The sequence below is a fragment of the Micromonospora sp. HM5-17 genome, from assembly GCF_003762835.1.
GTDB lineage: Bacteria > Actinomycetota > Actinomycetes > Mycobacteriales > Micromonosporaceae > Plantactinospora.
In genome coordinates, this window is the sequence record NZ_RJWA01000010.1 from 1 (window position 1) to 14,748 (window position 14,748).

Genomic DNA, 14,748 nt, shown 5'->3' on the forward strand with positions numbered 1-14,748 from the left:
GCACTGTATGTTGTGGCGATATCGCCATGAGGAAGGATGTACCCGTGACTTCACGGCCGCATGGCGGAGACCGGCCGCGCCGTCAGGACGACCGTCCGGATCGACGGGGTGGTCGTGACGCCGTCGGACGTGAGGACGGTCGCCCGTCGTACCGGGAGAATCGTGAATCGTTCGGTTCGTCGCGCGGGAGCTACCGCGCGGCGGGCGGCTTCCGCGATGGACCGCGACCGGGGCCGAATCGTGGGGATCGGCCGGGATATCGAGACGGCGGTGGTTTTCGGGACCGTGACCACGGCCGTGGCGCCGATCGGCGCGACGGGTGGTTTGGTCGTGAGTCGCGCGGCGACGGCCGCTCCGGTGGGCGAGGCGACCGGTGGGGTGACGCGGGCTCGGGCGCGTGGAGAGCGCGGGCCGACGGGGACCGGCGCCCCTCGGGCGAGGGCGGCGGTGCGCGTCCTGGCTGGGGCGTTCGGGGGAACGGTGCCCTCGGCGACGGTTACCGCGGCGTGGGCTGGGCCGGTGGCGATCCCCGCGGCGCGGGGAGCGCCGACCGGGGCGGCTACCGGAGCCGCGGCGGCGACGCCCGTGACGCCGCGGGCGGCCGCCGCGGAGACTTCTCCCGGGACGACCGGCGCGGCGCCGGCTTCCGCCGGGACGGGTTTCCCCGGGACGGCCGTCGGGACCGCGATCATCGAGGCGGCCGCGGGGATGGTTCCTCCCGGGACCGTCGGGATGGTGGTTTCCGGGGCGACCGCCGAGCGGACCTCTTCCGGGACGACCGGCGCGCCGGTGACCACCGCGGTGTCCGGGACGGAGCCGGTCGAGCCGGTGACGAGCGCTCCGTCGCGGACCGGGAGCGTGGTTTCGGCCCGGACCGGAGGCGGACCGACCGGGTGGGGGGCCGGGACGACCACCGGCGTGACCGCCCGCGGCACGGTGCTGGTGGGGACGACCGGACGACGGCGCGCCCGCCGAGGGACCACGGCGATCAGGGGCGACCGGGTCGGACCGGTGCGCGGCGGGACGACGGCGGGCACCCTGATGCCGCCACCCCGCAGCCGCGCGAGGAGGTGCGGCGTGGCCGGGCGGAGTATCCCGGCCGGGCCCCGGCTGACGCCGCCCAGGGGCGTGAGAGGCGGGAGAAGGTAACCGGCCCCGCCCTGCCCGACGAGATCGTCGCGACGGATTTGGACAGTGCCGTCCGTGCCGAGCTGCTGTCCCTGACCAAGCCGGTCGCGGACCGGGTTGCCCGGCACCTTGTCGCGACGGGCCGGCTGATCGACGAGGACCCGGCCCTGGCGCTGGAGCACGCGGTCGCGGCACGACGCCTCGCAGCCAGGATCGCCGCGGTGCGTGAGGCGGTCGGGCTGGCCGCGTACCGGGCGGGCGAGTGGCAGACCGCCCTTACCGAGTTGCGGACGTACCACCGGATGACGGGACGGCAGCCGCACCTGGCGGTGTTGGCGGACTGCGAGCGGGCGCTGGGCCGGCCGGAGCGGGCGATCGACCTCTACCGTGGCGCCGACAGCGCGTCCCTGGACAAGGCTGCGGCCATCGAGTTGCTGATCGTGGCTGCCGGGGCCCGCGCAGACCTGGGCCAGCGGGACGCGGCCGTGGCGATGCTCCAGGTCCGTGAGCTGACGGCGACCTCGGCCGAGCCGTGGGTGGCACGGCTCCGGTACGCCTACGCCGACGCGCTGCTCGCGACCGGCCGGCAGGAGGAGGCACGGGAGTGGTTCGCCCGCGCCGCGGACGCCGACGAGCTCGGCGATACCGACGCGGCGGAGCGGCTGCTGGAGCTGGATGGTGTCGTTCTCGAGGAAGACGAGTTCGATGACGAGCCGGATCCTGACGAGGCCGGTGGGGAGGCCACCCCGAACGGCGACGTGAGCAGCGGCCCCGCCGGCGAGCGGACCGCGCTCGACGGTGACCAGCCCGACGGGGAGGCCCCCGGTAGGCCCGCGGAGCCCGACGCCGACCGATCCGACGGTGAGCCCGACGCCGAGGTGCCCGCCGGCGCCGACGACGAGTCCGACAGGGATCTCCGGTCCGACGTCGTCGACCGGGCCGGCGACCCCGCCGACACGGCGATGACGGCACCGGACGAGGGCCCGGCCGCGGCGGAGCCGACCGAGACCGCCACCCGGAGCAGCGGACCGAAGGCCGACGCCACCCCCGCCCAGACCGTCGGCGGAGCGGAGGACCGGAATCCGGGAGGGCAGGGGAGCGAGGACGTCGGGTCGCCGGACCAGGGCGACTCGTGACCGGCGCTGCGCCGTACGGTCGGCTCGTCGACGCGTACGATCTGGTGATCTTCGACCTCGACGGGGTGGTGTACCTGGTCGACCGGCCGATCGAGACCGCCGTCGCGGCGGTCCACCGGCTGTGTGTCGAGGGCAAGCCGCTGGCGTACGCGACGAACAACGCCTCCCGGCGGTCCGTCGAGGTCGCCGCCCTGCTTTCCGAGATGGGGCTCGACGCCCGGCCCGACCAGGTGCTCACGTCGGCGGCCGCGGCGGCGGAGATCCTCGCCGAGCGTTTCCCGGCGGACTCACCCGTGCTGGTGGTCGGTGCGGAGGCATTGCGGGCCGAGGTTCGCGCCGTCGGGCTCCGACCGGTCGGTCGAGTCGAGGACGAGCCGGTCGCGGTGGTCCAGGGCTACGGGCCGCAGGTCGGGTGGGCGGACCTGGCCGAGGCGGCGCTGGCGGTACGCCGCGGCGCGGAGTGGATCGTCACGAACACGGACCGGACCCTGCCCACACCACGGGGCCCGGTGCCGGGAAACGGCGCGCTGGTCGCGGTGCTCCGTACCGCGCTGGACCGGGAGCCGGACCTGGTGATCGGCAAGCCGGGCCCGGCGCTGTTCACGACCGCGGCGCGACGGACCGGTGCCGCCCGGCCGCTCGTGGTCGGCGACCGGCTGGACACCGACATCGAGGGCGCGGTCCGGGCCGGCATGGACAGCCTGCTTGTCCTGACCGGGGCGAGTACGCCGTGGGAGCTGCTGCACGCCCCGGTCACCGCCCGGCCGACGTACGTCGCCGAGGATCTGAGGGGCCTGCACGACCCGGCCCGGGTGGCGCGGCTGTCCGGCCCCGCCCCGGAGCGGGCGCTCCGGGAGCCCGGCTGGCGGATGATCCGGGACGAGGCAGCCTGGGTACTCGCCGGCGCGGGGTCGGCGCTCGAGGCGCTCGGCGTCCTGTGCGCCGCCGCCTGGTCGAGCGCGGAGCCGCTCGGGTCCGTGCGACCGGCGAACGCGGAGGCCCGCGCCGTGCTCGAGACCCTGGGGCTGCTCGGATCGGCCGGACCAGGCTGAGGCCGTCCCGCGGCGGCCGGGCTCCGCGTGGGAGTCGACGGACGGGGCCGGCCGATCGGACCCCGGCGGTCGGTCGCGCGGTACCCCAGCGGTCCGCCGGCCGTTGATCAGAGCAGTTTGCGCAGTTTCAGCAGATCAAATGGATTGGCACTGATCGATATCTGTCGCGTCGCGAGCGCCCGCGGGATGTCCAGCTCGCCCCTGACCAGACGGATCAGGTCGTCGCTGGTCGTGCTCAAGGCGATCTTCGCTTTCGGGTCGTCGCCGTCCGCCAGGTCGAACAGGCGACCGCCGGTCAGCCGCCCGTGGAACGCGACGCCGAGGTCGGTGATCCGGCAGGCGAGGGTGCGGTCCAGGTCGACGCGCTTACGGACCGTCTCGGCGTTGGCGTCCATCCGGGCCGCCAGTTCGTGCAGCGCCTGCCGGCATTCGTCAACGCTGGCCATCGCCCGCCCCTCCTCGCCTCGCGCCACACCCGTCCCCGGGCACCGTACCGCACGGGACAGCGCTGGGCGCCCGGTAGCGTGACAACCTGTACAGTCGGCACCCGCGAAAGGACGAGGGTATGCAGGATGCGTGGCGGGCCTATCTCGAGCTGGCCCTCGGGCTGACGGAGGCGTCGCGGAAGCGCGCCCAGGCGGCCGCGCGGAAGCTGGTCGGCTCCAGCGGCGCCACCGCAGCCCAACTGCAGACCATGGCGGAGGAGCTGATCTCGACCGGGATGGCCAACCGGGAGGCGCTCACCCGGCTCGTCCGGGCCGAGGTTGACCGGGCCCTTGGTGTCCTCGGGCTCGCGACCAGCGACGAGGTCGCCGCGTTGAGCGAGCGGGTCCAGCGTCTGGAGCGGGAGCTGGCGGCGGTTCGGGCGGCGGGGGCTGCGACCACCCCGGGCGGCAGCGCCACGACCACGGATGACCGGCTCCCCGGCGAGGAGGTGGCCGAGCCGACGCCGGCGACCGACGCCGGGACGGCCCGGCCGAGGAAGGCCACCACGACGCCGGTGGCCAAGAAGACCGTGGCGAAGAAGGCGGTGGCGAAGAAGCCCGGCGCCGGGAAGACCCTCGCCGAGCAACCGTCGGCCCGGAAGGCGGTGGCGAAGAAGAGCACCGGTACCACGACGGTGGCGAAGCGGGCCGGTGGCAGGGCGGTGGCGACGAAGGGGGCCGCGCAACGGGCCACCGCGGGCCGCGGGGCCGCGGCGCCGTCCGGTCCGGACACGACCGGCACCCCGCCCGCGGTGACGAAGACGTCCGCACGGAAGGCTCCGACCGTCCGGCGCCCGTCTGCCGGGGACGGAGGTGCGGCATGACCCAGCCAGCGTCCGTGCGCGGTCCGTTCCCGCCCGGGACGAGCCGCCCCGGCGCCGCGACCACCGGGTTGGGGGACCGGGAGGGCACCGAGACGGCCGGATCGGGCCACCCGGCGGTCGACGCGGTGCTCCAGGCCCTGGCCAACGCGGCGAATCTCCCGCCGGCCGACCAGATCGCCCATTACGAGGCCGCGCACCGTACGCTGCGCGAGACCCTCGCCACCATCGACCAGGCGTGAGCCCCGCCCCTCTCGGAGAACCATCGATGGCACGTCGTACCCGGCTGGACGCCGAACTCGTCCGCCGAGGCCTGGCCCGGTCGCGCGAGCAGGCCGCCGCACTGGTTGAGGCCGGACGGGTCCAGGTCCGTGGGGTGCCGGCCCGCAAGGTGGCCGCCATGGTCGACCCGGCCGACCCGGTGCGGGTGCTCGGCGACGACCCCGGGGCGGAGTACGTCTCCCGGGGCGGACACAAGCTCGCCGGCGCGCTGGCCGCGTTCACCCCGGACGGGCTCCGGGTCGCCGGGCGGCGGTGCCTGGACGCCGGGGCGTCGACCGGTGGCTTCACCGACGTTCTGCTGCGGGCCGGCGCCGCGGAGGTGGTCGCGGTGGACGTCGGGTACGGCCAGCTCGCCTGGTCGCTCCGCGAGGATCCCCGGGTGCGGGTCTTCGAGCGCACCAACGTGCGGGGCCTCACCCCCGAGGCCGTCGGCGGCACGGTGGCGCTCACCGTCGCCGACCTGTCGTTCATCTCGCTGCGCCTGGTCCTGCCGGCGCTGCGCGGCTGCACCGACCCGGAGGGGGACCTGGTGCTCATGGTCAAACCACAGTTCGAGGTCGGCCGGGAGCGGGTCGGCAGCGGCGGGGTGGTGCGCGATCCCGAACTGCGGACCGAGGCGGTTCTCGCGGTGACCGGCGCCGCCGCCGGGCTGGGGCTCGGCCTGGCCGGTGTGGTGGCCAGCCCGCTGCCCGGGCCGAGCGGCAACGTGGAGTACTTCGTCTGGCTGCGGACGGGTGCTCCGGCCCCGGACGAGGCACGGATTCGGGCGGCGGTGGCGGCCGGGCCGGCGGGCTCCGGCGCGATCCGGGAGGAAGCCCGATGACCCGGACGGCGTTGTTGGTGACCCACACCGGGCGTCCCCGGAGCACGGAGCACGCCCGTACCGTCGCGGCCGACCTGCTGGCCGCCGGCTTCGAGGTACGGGTCGTGGCCGAGGAGGCCGACGACCTGGGCCTGCCCGACGTACGGCCGGTGAGCCTGCTCGGCGCCGCGGACGGTGCCGAGATCGTCATCGCGCTGGGTGGCGACGGCACCTTTCTCCGCGCCGCGGACCTGGCGCGGCCGGCGAAGGCACCGTTGCTCGGGATCAATCTCGGCCGGGTCGGCTTCCTCGCCGAGGCCGAGATCGACGACCTGGACGAGGCCGTCCGGGACGTGGTGAACCGCAACTACACAGTGGACGAGCGGCTCACCCTCGACGTTCGGGCGGAGTTCGAGGGCGGCCCGGTGATCGAGTCCTGGGCGCTCAACGAGGTGACCGTGGAGAAGGGCGAGCGGGCGCAGATGCTCGAACTTCTGGTCGACGTCGACGGGCGGCCGCTGTCCCGGTACGGCTGCGACGGCGTCGTCTGCGCCACCCCGACCGGCTCCACGGCGTACGCGTTCTCGGCCGGAGGTCCCGTGGTCTGGCCGGAGGTGGAGGCGCTGCTGCTGGTGCCGATCAGCGCGCACGCGCTGTTCAGCCGTCCGGTCGTCACCGCGCCGAACTCCAGCTTCACCATCACCGTGAACCCGTACACCACGCTGGCGGTGCTCTGCTGCGACGGCCGACGGGTCTACGACCTGCCCCCCGGTGCCCGGGTCACGGTGCACCGCGGCGCGCTCCCGGTCCGGATCGTCCGGCTGCGCGCCCGGCACTTCACCGACCGGCTCGTCGCCAAGTTCGGTCTCCCCGTCCAGGGCTGGCGCGGCAGCCGCCGGTAGCCCGCCCGCGGCGGTCGCCGGACACACGCGCGGCGGACGCCGGGTGGTCAAGTGTCGGGGACCGCTACTACTGTCGGTGGCTGTGCTGGAAGAGCTGCGCATCACCGGGTTGGGTGTCATCGAGGACACCACGCTGCCGCTGACCAGCGGCATGAACGTCATCACGGGCGAGACGGGCGCGGGTAAGACGATGGTGGTCACCGGTCTCGGGCTGCTCTTCGGGGGACGCGCCGACGCCGGGCGCGTCCGGGCCGATCCCGGACGGGCGGTGGTCGAGGGCCGTCTTCGGCTCACCGGTCCCGTCGCCACCGCCGTGCACGCCCGGATCGCCGAGGCGGGGGGCGAGCCGGACGACGACGGCTCCATACTGCTCAGCCGTACGGTCACCGTGGAGGGACGGTCCCGGGCGCACGTGGCGGGCCGGAGCATGCCGGTGGCGATGCTGGCCGAGATCGGTGAGCAGGTGCTGGCGGTGCACGGCCAGTCGGACCAGCTGCGCCTGCTTCGCCCGGCCGAGCAGCGAGCCGCGCTGGACCGGTTCGGCGGGCCGGAGCACGAGAAGCTGCTGGAGAGCCTGCGCGAGACGTACGCCCGCTGGCGCCGGGTCTCGGACGATCTCGACGACCGGCGGCGCAACGCCCGGGAGCGTAACCAGGAGGCGGATCTGCTGCGCCTGGGGCTGGACGAGATCAGCCGGGTCGACCCGCAGCCGGGCGAGGACGAGGAGCTCAGGGCGGAGGCGCAGCGTCTGGAGCACGCCGAGGGGCTGCGGACCGCCGCCCAGACCGCGCAGCACTGCGTCTCCGGCTCGGCCGAGCCGACCGACGAGGCGGCCGACGTGATCACGCTGCTCGGGCACGCCCGACGGACCCTGGAGGCCCAGGCCGGCGTGGACCGGACCCTCGGTGACCTGGCCGGGCGGCTGGAGGAGGTCTCGACCCTGGTCGGCGACATCGCCGCGGAACTGTCGCGCTACCTCGCCGGGCTCGACGCCGACCCGGCCCGGTTGCAGGCGGTCTACGAGCGGCGGGCGGCGCTGCGCGGCCTCACCCGCAAGTACGCCGACGACGTCGACGGGGTGATCGCCTGGGCGGAGCGGGCCCGTACCCGGCTGTCGGAGCTGGACAGCTCCGACGAGCTCCTCGACGAGCTGGAGCGGGAGCGGGACCGGCTGGCCGGAGAGGTCGCCGACCTGGCGTCCCGGCTCTCCGCAGCCCGCCGGGAGGCGGCCACCCGGTTCGCCGAGGCGGTCACCGCCGAGCTCGCCGGGCTGGCGATGCCGCACGCCCGGATCGAGGTGGCGGTGCTGCCCCGCCCGGTCGGCCGGGGCGAGCCGACCCTCACCGTCGATGGTGTCGAGGCCGGGATCGGGCCGGACGGCGCGGACGAGATCGAGCTGCGGTTGCTGGCCCATCCGGGCGCGCCGTCGTTGCCGCTGCAACGGGGCGCCTCGGGCGGCGAGCTGTCCCGGGTGATGCTCGCCATCGAGGTCGTCTTCGCCGGTTCCGGCGGTCCCCCGACGCTGGTCTTCGACGAGGTCGACGCCGGCGTCGGTGGGCAGGCCGCGGTGGAGATCGGGCGGCGGCTGGCCCGGCTGGCCCGCAGCCACCAGGTGCTCGTGGTGACCCACCTGCCGCAGGTTGCCGCGTTCGCCGACCGTCACCTGGTGGTGGCGAAGGACACCGGGGGTGCGGTGACGACCAGCGGGGTCCGGGTGGTCGAGGACACCGAGCGGGCCCGGGAGCTCGCCCGGATGCTCGCGGGTTTGCCGGACTCCGATCTGGGTATCGCGCATGCGGAGGAGCTGCTGGCGGTGGCGGCCCGCGAACGCCGCGCGTGAGCCGGGGGCGGCCGGCGAGTGGACAGGCAATGTGACGTCGGCCACACCCGGCCCGGCGTAAGTGTGGTTCCCTTGGGGTGGCGGCCCTGCTCAGGCATGTCGCGACAGAAAGCTCTGCCCCACATGCCAGGATGGTCAGGATGCGTTTACCCACGTTGCGCCGGGCCCGGAGCGCGGAACCGGGCGTCATAGTCGGCACCGCGCGCCTCGATCGCCGGACGAAGCGCCTGGTCGGTCGGTTGCGCCCTGGCGACATCGCGGTGATCGACCACGTCGACCTCGACCGGGTGGCGGCCGACTCCCTGGTGGCGGTCGGCGTCGCCGCCGTACTCAACGCCAAGCCCTCGGTCTCCGGCCGCTACCCCAACCTCGGGCCGGAGGTGCTGATCAAGGCCGGCATCCCCCTCATCGACGATCTCGGGGAGAGCATCTTCCAGCAGATCCGGGAGGGGGACACCGTCCGGATCGACGGCAACACCGTGCTCGTCGGCGACGAGCCGATCGGGCACGGCACCCGACAGGACGCCGAGTCGGTGGCCAAGGCGATGGCCGACGCCCGGGAGGGGCTGTCGGTGCAGTTGGAGGCGTTCGCCGCCAACACGATGGAGTACCTCAAGCAGGAACGCGACCTGCTGCTCGACGGCGTCGGTGTGCCGGACATCGAGACTCCGATCCGGGGGCGGCACTGCCTGATCGTGGTCCGCGGCTACGACTACAAGGCCGACCTCGACGTGCTGCGCCCGTACATCCGGGAGTTCAAGCCGGTGCTGATCGGGGTTGACGGCGGGGCCGACGCGCTGGTCGAGGCGGGGTACACCCCCGACCTGATCATCGGCGACATGGACTCGGTCACCGACGACGTGCTGCGCTGCGGCGCCGAGGTGATCGTGCACGCCTACCCGGACGGGCGCGCCCCCGGGCTGGCCCGGGTGAACAGCCTCGGGGTCAGCGCCCAGACCTTCCCGGCCGCGGCCACCAGCGAGGACCTGGCGATGTTGCTCGCCGACGGCAAGGGGGCCTCGCTGATCGTGGCGGTCGGCACCCACGCCACGCTCGTCGAGTTCCTCGACAAGGGCCGGGGCGGGATGGCCTCCACCTTCCTGACCCGGCTCAAGGTGGGCGGCAAGCTCGTCGACGCCAAGGGCGTGAGCCGGCTCTACCGGCAGAGCATCTCGGGGTCCTCCCTGCTGCTGCTGGTGCTCTCGGCGCTCGCGGCGATGGCCTCCGCCGTGGCGGTCTCCACCGTCGGCAAGGCGTACCTCGGCGTGGCCTCGGAGTGGTGGAACAATGTGGTGTTCCAACTTGGACAGCTCTTCTAGCCCCCGGCCTGCGACGGTCGGGCCCCGATCGATCAAGAGGCGCTGGTCGTGATCAACTTTCGGTACCACGTGGTGTCGCTCACCGCGGTGTTCCTGGCTCTGGCCATCGGTCTGGTGGTCGGCACCGCGGCCCTCAACGGGCCGGTCGCCGACTCGCTCAAGGACCGGGTCAACGCGTTGAGCAAGAGCAACGACCAGCTTCGGGACCAGGTCAACAGCATGGAGGCCGAACTCCAGCGCGAGGAGGACTTCGTCGCCGAGGCCGCGCCACACCTGCTGCGCGGCACGCTCACCGGCCGCCGGGTGCTGCTGCTGGTCCTGCCGAGCGGGCAGGAGCATGTCGACGGGGTCACCGAGATGATCCGCCAGACCGGTGCCACGATCACCGGACGAATCGACATCCAGGACCGGTTCCTCGAGCCGGCGGCGAACGTCGACCTGCTCGGCATGGCGGCCCGGGCGGCCCGCCCCACCATCCCGGACACGGAGCTGCCGAGCAGCCACGGGGTGGAGAAGTCCGCGGCGCTGCTCACCAGCGCCCTGATCGACCGCCCCGAGGGGGGCTCGCCGGTCACCGACGTGGACCGGCGGGCGGTGCTGGAGGACTACAGCGAGGCGGGCTACCTGACCGTGCCCGAGCGGGTCACCGCCTCGGCCGAGGCGGTGGTGGTGGTCAGCGGACAGCCGTACGTCGACCGGGACGCGGCCGAGAAGGACGACTCGGTGGTCAAGCTGACCGAGCAGTTCGACAAGGCCGCGCTGACCGTGGTCGCCGGCAGCGGCAGCAGCGGCGGCAACCTCGTGGCCGAGGTCAGGCGCGACCCCGCGCTGTCCAAGACGATCTCCACGGTCGACAACGCCAACAACCCCGCCGGTCAGCTCGCCGCCGGTCTGGCGCTGGTGCAGCAGGTCACCCTCAAACGGGCCGGGGCGTACGGGGTCGGCGAGGGCGCCCAGTCGCTGCTGCCGGAGCTCCCCGAGTGAGCGCCCGGGACAGGGCGGCGCGGCGGCGTGCCTTCGGTGTCGGCGCGGCGGTGGCCGGCGCGGCGCTGCGCGCGGTCTCGGCCGGCCCCTGGGCCCCCGCGCTGGAGCGGACGAACTTCCGGGGCCGTACCGTCACCCTGGCCGCCGGACCGGCCCTCTCCGCCGCCGCGGCGGTCGGCGCCGCCGCCGGCGCGCCAAGCCGTCGCACCGCGGCCGCCGCCCTGGTCGCCGGCCTCTCCGCCGGCGCCGTCGGGCTCTACGACGACGTGGTCGGCGCCCGGCCCGAGCAGAAGGCCGCGAAGGGCTTTGCCGGGCACCTGGCGGCGCTGCGGCGGGGCCGGGTCACCAGCGGCCTCGTCAAGATCGCCGGTGTTGGCGCGGCCGGGCTCGCCGCCGCCGCGCTGCTGGCCGGTGATCCCGCCGTCCGGGCCCATCCCCGGCGCCGCCGGGCCGGCCGCGCCGCCGGCCTCGTCGACGTGCTGCTCGGCGCGGGGGTCGTCGCCGGTACCGCGAACCTGGTCAACCTGCTCGACCTGCGCCCGGGCCGGGCGCTGAAGGCCGGCGCTCTGCTCGGCGCCCCGCTGCTGCCCGGTCCGGCCGGTGGACTCGCCGCCGGGCCCCTCGGCGCCGCCGCCGCGCTCCTCCCCGCCGACCTCGACGAGCGGGTCATGCTCGGCGACAGCGGGGCCAACGCCCTCGGCGCCCTGCTCGGCGTGGCGCTGGCCGCGCGGACCGGGCCGGTGGGGCGGGCCGCCCTGCTGACCGGGATCGCCGCGCTCACCGCCGCCAGCGAGAAGGTCAGCTTCACCCAGGTGATCCAGCAGACCCGGGGGCTGCGCGAGCTTGACGCGCTGGGTCGGCGACACTCCTGACGTGACAACGCCGGCCCCCCTCGTCGGCGCCGGTCGGGTCGCCGGCGCCGCGGCGCTGATCGCCGTCCTCACCGTGGCCAGCCGGTTGGCCGGGTTCGGGCGTACCGCCGTCTTCACCTGGGTGATGGGGGAGAACAGCGACCTCGGCGGCATGTACGTCGTCGCGAACACCGTCCCGAACATCATCTTCGAGATCGTCGCCGGCGGGGCGCTGGCCAGTCTCGTCGTACCGCTGCTGGCCGGCGCGGTCGCGGCCGGTGACCGGGCGGCGGTCTCGGCGACCACCGGCGCCCTGCTCGGCTGGACGCTGGCCCTGCTGGTCCCGCTCGCCGTCGTGGTCGCGCTCGGCGCCGAGCCGATCATCGGACTGGTCTCCGAGGGGCGCTCCGCCGCCGAGGTCGAGGCCGGGGCGCGGATGCTGCGGATCTTCGCACCGCAGCTGCCGCTGTACGGGATCGGCATCGTCCTGACCGGCGTGCTGCAGTCGTACCGGCGGTTCGCCTGGCCGGTCATCGCCCCGCTGCTCTCCAGCGTCACGGTGATCGGGGTCTACCTCGCGTTCGCCGCCGTCGAGGGGGTGCATCCGCGGATCGCCGAGGTCGGACGGGGTGGCGAGCTGATCCTCTCCGGCGGCACCACCCTCGGCGTGATGGTGCTCTCGCTGTCGCTGCTCATCCCGCTGCGCCGGCTCCGGCTGCGGATCCGGCCCGGCTGGCGGTTCCCGGCCGACGCCCGGGCCAGGGTCGGTGGGCTCGCCCTGGCCGGGGCTGCCACGGTGGGTGCCCAGCAGGTCGCCCTGGTGGTGAGTCTGCACCAGGTCACCGGCGGCCCGACCGGTGCGCCGGTCGTCTTCAACCTGGCCCAGACGGTCTACCTGCTGCCCTGGGCGGTGCTGGCGGTGCCGCTGGCCGTGGCGGCGTACCCCACCCTCGCCGCCGCGTCCGCCACCGGCGACGTCGACACGTACCGCGACACCCTGGCCCCGACCGCCCGCCGGGTGCTGCTGTTCAGCTGCCTCGGTGCCGCCGCGCTGGTCGGCACCGCCGGGCCCGTGGCCCGGTTCTTCTGGCCCGGCAGCGGCCCGACCGCCGCCGCGGCGGTCGCCGGCTTCGCCCCGGGGCTGCTCGGGTACGGCCTGCTCGCGATCCTGACCCGGGCCCTGTACGCCCGCACCGCCGCCGGCCCGGCGACCCTCGCCACCGTCACCGGTTGGCTCCTCGTACCGCTCGCCGCCGTCGCGCTCGCCACCGTCCTCCCGGTCGAGTACCGGGTCCTCGCGGTCGGCCTGGCGAACTCGCTCGGCATGCTGGTGACAGGGGTCCTGCTGGTGGTGGCCGTGACCCGCGCCGCGGGCCGCGCCGCGCTGTCCGGACTGGGCCGGGCGGCGCTGACCGGCCTCCTCGCCGCGTCGGTCGCGGCGGCGGCCGGTGCGGCGCTGGCGCACGGGCTGGCCGGTGTCGTCGACGGCACCCCGGCGAGAGCCGCCGCGCTGCTTCAGGGCATGCTGTCCGGAGTCGCCGTCGGCGTGGTCTTCGTCGCGATCGCGTATCCGCTGGATCGGTCCGACGTACGCCCGCTGCTGGCCTCGGTCCGGAGTCGGCTGCTCGGGTCGGCGCGCCGGGGTCGGCCCGGCGCGACGGATCCGGAGGAGGACGAGGAGAGGGAACGGGGGACGCGGTGAGCACCGGAACAGCCGTTGACTGGGCCGGTTCGGTCGTCCTGCTGACCGGCTCCAGCACCGGTGGCATCGGGCAGCACATCGTCTCGCTGGCCCGGGGGCTGGTCGCCGGCGGCGCCTCGGTCACCGTCTGCGGCCCGGCCGCCACCGGGGAGCAGTTCGACTTCACCGCCACCGGTGCCCTGTTCGTCCCGGTCGAGATCCCGGCCAACCCGACCCCGGCCGACGCCCGGGCCGTCGCCGCGCTGCGCCGGGTGCTCGCCGGGCCGGTCGACGTGGTGCACGCGCACGGCCTGCGGGCGGGGCTGGTGGCGGTGCTGGCCCGACCGGCGCCACCGGTCGTGGTCACCTGGCACAACTCGGTACTCGCCACCGGCCTACGCGGACGGGTCTCCCGACTCGTCGAGCGGGTCGTCGCCCGCCGGGCCCGGGTCACCCTGGGGGCCTCGGCCGACCTGGTCGCGCGGGCCCGCGCCGTCGGCGCCCCGGACGCCCGGCTCGTCCCGGTGGCCGCGCCGGCCCTGCCGCCGCCCCGGCGGAGCCGGGCCGCGGTCCGGGCCGAGTTCGGCGTCGCGCCCGGACAGCCACTGATCCTCTCGGTCGGCCGCCTGCATCCGCAGAAGCGGTACGACATCCTGGTCGACGCCGCCGCACGCTGGCGGGACCTCGACCCGGTGCCGGTGGTGGTCGTCGCCGGCAGTGGGCCGAGCTACCGGGAGCTCGCCGCCCGGATCTCCACCGCCCGGGCCCCGGTCACCCTGCTCGGGCACCGCACCGACGTGGCCGACCTGCTCGGCGCGGCCGATCTCGCGGTGGTGACCAGCGACTGGGAGGCCCGGCAGCTCTTCGCCCAGGAGGCGCTGCGGGCCGGCGTACCGCTGGTCGCGACCGCTGTCGGCGGGCTTCCCGACCTGGTGGGGGAGGCGGCGGTGCTGGTGCCGCCGGGCGACGCGACCGCGGTCGACGAGGCGGTACGCGCACTCCTCGGTGACGCCGACCGCCGCGCCGCGCTGGCCCGGCTCGCGGTCGCGCAGGCGGCGCGGTGGCCGACCGAGGCGGACACCGTGGCCGCCGTGGCGGCGCTCTACGCCGAACTCGCCCCGGCCCGGAAGGGCGGGCCGTCCGGCAACTCCGCCACCCGTGGCGGGACGACCGACCCGGCGGCGGGGCAGGCCTGATGCTGCCCTCCGAACCCGTCCGGTCCGGCCCGCCGGTGTCGTCCTCCGCACGGGCCGCCGTACCGCTGTCGTCGGCGCCGTCGTCCGCGCCGTTTCCGGTGTCGTCGGCCTGGCCGCCGGTCGCGGCGCTGGCGTCCGTGCTGCGGCGGTCCGTGCCACGCTGGCTGGCCGGCGTGGCGGTGTCGCCGCACCGGGGGCGCGCGGGGCGCGGCGGGTCCGGCCCGCCACGCCGGCGTCCCGGACGGTTCCGGCTCGCCACCCTCGGGCCG

General features: G+C 75.4%; 13 protein-coding genes. 12 read left to right on the plus strand and 1 reads right to left on the minus strand.

What is annotated here, in order from left to right; genetic code table 11:
• The first annotated feature begins 1,211 nt into the window (after positions 1 to 1,211).
• Together EF879_RS23090 and EF879_RS23095 are read left to right on the plus strand one after the other, a co-directional pair.
• Positions 1,212 to 2,264 carry a Replicase polyprotein 1ab gene (locus tag EF879_RS23090; RefSeq protein WP_233604703.1) on the plus strand — a complete coding sequence of 351 codons (1,053 nt, stop codon included), beginning with the start codon at positions 1,212 to 1,214 and terminating at the stop codon, positions 2,262 to 2,264.
• The gene (locus EF879_RS23095) at positions 2,261 to 3,316 is read left to right on the plus strand and encodes an HAD-IIA family hydrolase (protein ID WP_123562074.1); all 1,056 of its coding nucleotides are present in this window, start codon (positions 2,261 to 2,263) and stop codon (positions 3,314 to 3,316) included. The genes EF879_RS23090 and EF879_RS23095 overlap by 4 nt, the downstream gene beginning before the upstream one ends.
• Before the next feature lie 107 nt (positions 3,317 to 3,423).
• On the opposite strand, the gene EF879_RS23100 is transcribed toward EF879_RS23095, so the two are convergent.
• On the minus strand, positions 3,424 to 3,762 hold the full coding sequence (locus EF879_RS23100) for an SCP2 sterol-binding domain-containing protein (protein ID WP_123562327.1): 339 nt from the start codon (positions 3,760 to 3,762) through the stop codon (positions 3,424 to 3,426).
• 119 nt (positions 3,763 to 3,881) lie between these two features.
• On the opposite strand from EF879_RS23100, the gene EF879_RS23105 reads away from it, so the two are divergent.
• The 10 genes from EF879_RS23105 (at position 3,882) to EF879_RS23150 (ending at position 14,479) form a co-directional block, all read left to right on the plus strand.
• Positions 3,882 to 4,625 carry a phasin family protein gene (locus EF879_RS23105; protein WP_123562076.1) on the plus strand — a complete coding sequence of 248 codons (744 nt, stop codon included), beginning with the start codon at positions 3,882 to 3,884 and terminating at the stop codon, positions 4,623 to 4,625.
• On the plus strand, positions 4,622 to 4,864 hold the full coding sequence (locus tag EF879_RS23110; RefSeq protein ID WP_199736580.1) for a hypothetical protein: 243 nt from the start codon (positions 4,622 to 4,624) through the stop codon (positions 4,862 to 4,864). The genes EF879_RS23105 and EF879_RS23110 overlap by 4 nt, the downstream gene beginning before the upstream one ends.
• Before the next feature lie 26 nt (positions 4,865 to 4,890).
• Positions 4,891 to 5,727, plus strand: a complete 837-nt coding sequence (locus EF879_RS23115) for a TlyA family RNA methyltransferase (protein WP_123562078.1) — start codon at positions 4,891 to 4,893, stop codon at positions 5,725 to 5,727.
• Positions 5,724 to 6,608 (plus strand): NAD kinase, encoded by an 885-nt coding sequence (locus EF879_RS23120; RefSeq protein WP_123562080.1) that lies wholly within the window; start codon positions 5,724 to 5,726, stop codon positions 6,606 to 6,608. The genes EF879_RS23115 and EF879_RS23120 overlap by 4 nt, the downstream gene beginning before the upstream one ends.
• An 82-nt stretch (positions 6,609 to 6,690) precedes the next feature.
• Positions 6,691 to 8,448 carry a DNA repair protein RecN gene (gene recN, locus EF879_RS23125; RefSeq protein WP_123562082.1) on the plus strand — a complete coding sequence of 586 codons (1,758 nt, stop codon included), beginning with the start codon at positions 6,691 to 6,693 and terminating at the stop codon, positions 8,446 to 8,448.
• A 140-nt stretch (positions 8,449 to 8,588) separates the two neighbouring features.
• Positions 8,589 to 9,767, plus strand: a complete 1,179-nt coding sequence (gene steA, locus EF879_RS23130) for a putative cytokinetic ring protein SteA (protein ID WP_123562084.1) — start codon at positions 8,589 to 8,591, stop codon at positions 9,765 to 9,767.
• Between the two features lie 48 nt (positions 9,768 to 9,815).
• Positions 9,816 to 10,751, plus strand: coding sequence for a copper transporter (locus EF879_RS23135; RefSeq protein ID WP_123562085.1), 936 nt, complete (start codon positions 9,816 to 9,818; stop codon positions 10,749 to 10,751).
• Positions 10,748 to 11,623, plus strand: a complete 876-nt coding sequence (locus EF879_RS23140) for a hypothetical protein (RefSeq protein ID WP_123562087.1) — start codon at positions 10,748 to 10,750, stop codon at positions 11,621 to 11,623. Before EF879_RS23135 ends, EF879_RS23140 begins: the two co-directional genes overlap by 4 nt.
• Position 11,624: 1 nt before the next feature.
• A complete protein-coding gene (gene murJ / locus EF879_RS23145) occupies positions 11,625 to 13,304 on the plus strand; it encodes a murein biosynthesis integral membrane protein MurJ (RefSeq protein ID WP_123562089.1) in 1,680 nt (559 codons plus the stop codon).
• On the plus strand, positions 13,301 to 14,479 hold the full coding sequence (locus tag EF879_RS23150; protein WP_123562091.1) for a glycosyltransferase family 4 protein: 1,179 nt from the start codon (positions 13,301 to 13,303) through the stop codon (positions 14,477 to 14,479). Before murJ ends, EF879_RS23150 begins: the two co-directional genes overlap by 4 nt.
• Positions 14,480 to 14,748: the final 269 nt, after the last annotated feature.

Bases quoted from the DNA above. Each gene is read 5' to 3' on its own strand.
- EF879_RS23110 (WP_199736580.1), top strand. From the start codon at position 4,622: ATGACCCAGCCAGCGTCCGTGCGCGGTCCGTTCCCGCCCGGGACGAGC.
- EF879_RS23100 (WP_123562327.1), bottom strand. From the start codon at position 3,762: ATGGCCAGCGTTGACGAATGCCGGCAGGCGCTGCACGAACTGGCGGCC.
- EF879_RS23120 (WP_123562080.1), top strand. From the start codon at position 5,724: ATGACCCGGACGGCGTTGTTGGTGACCCACACCGGGCGTCCCCGGAGC.
- EF879_RS23105 (WP_123562076.1), top strand. From the start codon at position 3,882: ATGCAGGATGCGTGGCGGGCCTATCTCGAGCTGGCCCTCGGGCTGACG.
- steA (WP_123562084.1), top strand. From the start codon at position 8,589: ATGCGTTTACCCACGTTGCGCCGGGCCCGGAGCGCGGAACCGGGCGTC.
- EF879_RS23115 (WP_123562078.1), top strand. From the start codon at position 4,891: ATGGCACGTCGTACCCGGCTGGACGCCGAACTCGTCCGCCGAGGCCTG.